Origin of the sequence: Streptococcus oralis (assembly GCF_003943825.1) — a bacterium.
Taxonomy (GTDB): Bacteria; Bacillota; Bacilli; order Lactobacillales; family Streptococcaceae; genus Streptococcus; species Streptococcus oralis_CD.
In genome coordinates, this window is the sequence record NZ_RJNJ01000046.1 from 1 (window position 1) to 850 (window position 850).

Below are 850 nucleotides of genomic sequence, written 5' to 3' on the forward strand. Positions count from 1 at the left end.
TTAAGAAAGCGATGGATATCCAAGAGGCTGCTAGGGAACTTCCGTTAGACAAGATTTTGGTAGAAACGGATGCGCCCTACCTGGCTCCTGTTCCTAAACGTGGCCGTGAGAATAAAACAGCCTACACACGCTATGTGGTGGACTTTATTGCTGACTTGCGTGGGATGACGACCGAGGAATTAGCAGCAGCAACGACTGCAAATGCAGAGCGAATTTTTGGATTGGAAAAACAATCATGAAAGAAAAAATTTCCCAAGTCATCGTGGTTGAAGGTCGCGATGATACGGCCAATCTCAAACGTTACTTTGATGTAGAGACCTATGAAACACGAGGTTCTGCCGTTAATGACCAGGATATAGAGCGCATTCAGCGCCTGCATGAATTGCATGGAGTCATTGTCTTTACAGATCCAGATTTTAATGGGGAGCGGATTCGGCGCATGATTATGACGGCCATTCCAACTGTGCAGCATGCCTTTCTCAAGCGAGATGAAGCTGTTCCCAAATCTAAGTCCAAGGGACGTTCTCTGGGAGTCGAACACGCCAGCTATGAAGACCTAAAAACAGCGTTGGCTCAGGTGACAGAGCAATTTGAAAATGAGAACGAGTTTGACATCAGTCGTGGTGACTTGATTCGCCTAGGTTTCCTAGCGGGAGCAGACAGTCGTAGACGCCGAGAGTATCTAGGCGAACAGCTCCGCATCGGCTATTCCAATGGCAAGCAACTCCTCAAGCGCTTAGAGTTGTTTGGCGTAACCTTGGCAGAAGTGGAAGAAGTTATGACAAAATATTCAGTTTAAAGGAGTAAAAAATGAAAAAAGTAATTATTACCGGTGGTAACAGTGGCATCG

General features: G+C 46.2%; 2 protein-coding genes. Both read left to right on the plus strand.

The genetic code is table 11. The features are described 5' to 3' along the window. Positions 1-239: TatD family hydrolase (locus D8863_RS10460; RefSeq protein WP_185761483.1), on the plus strand; the 239-nt coding region annotated here is incomplete at its 5' end. Then, entirely contained in the window at positions 236-799 is a 564-nt protein-coding gene (gene rnmV / locus D8863_RS10465; RefSeq protein ID WP_125441857.1) for a ribonuclease M5, read from the plus strand. The genes D8863_RS10460 and rnmV, both read left to right, overlap by 4 nt. The last annotated feature ends 51 nt before the right edge of the window (positions 800-850 follow it).

Coding starts and splice junctions, on each gene's coding strand:
- rnmV (WP_125441857.1), top strand. CDS start 236: ATGAAAGAAAAAATTTCCCAAGTCATCGTGGTTGAAGGTCGCGATGAT.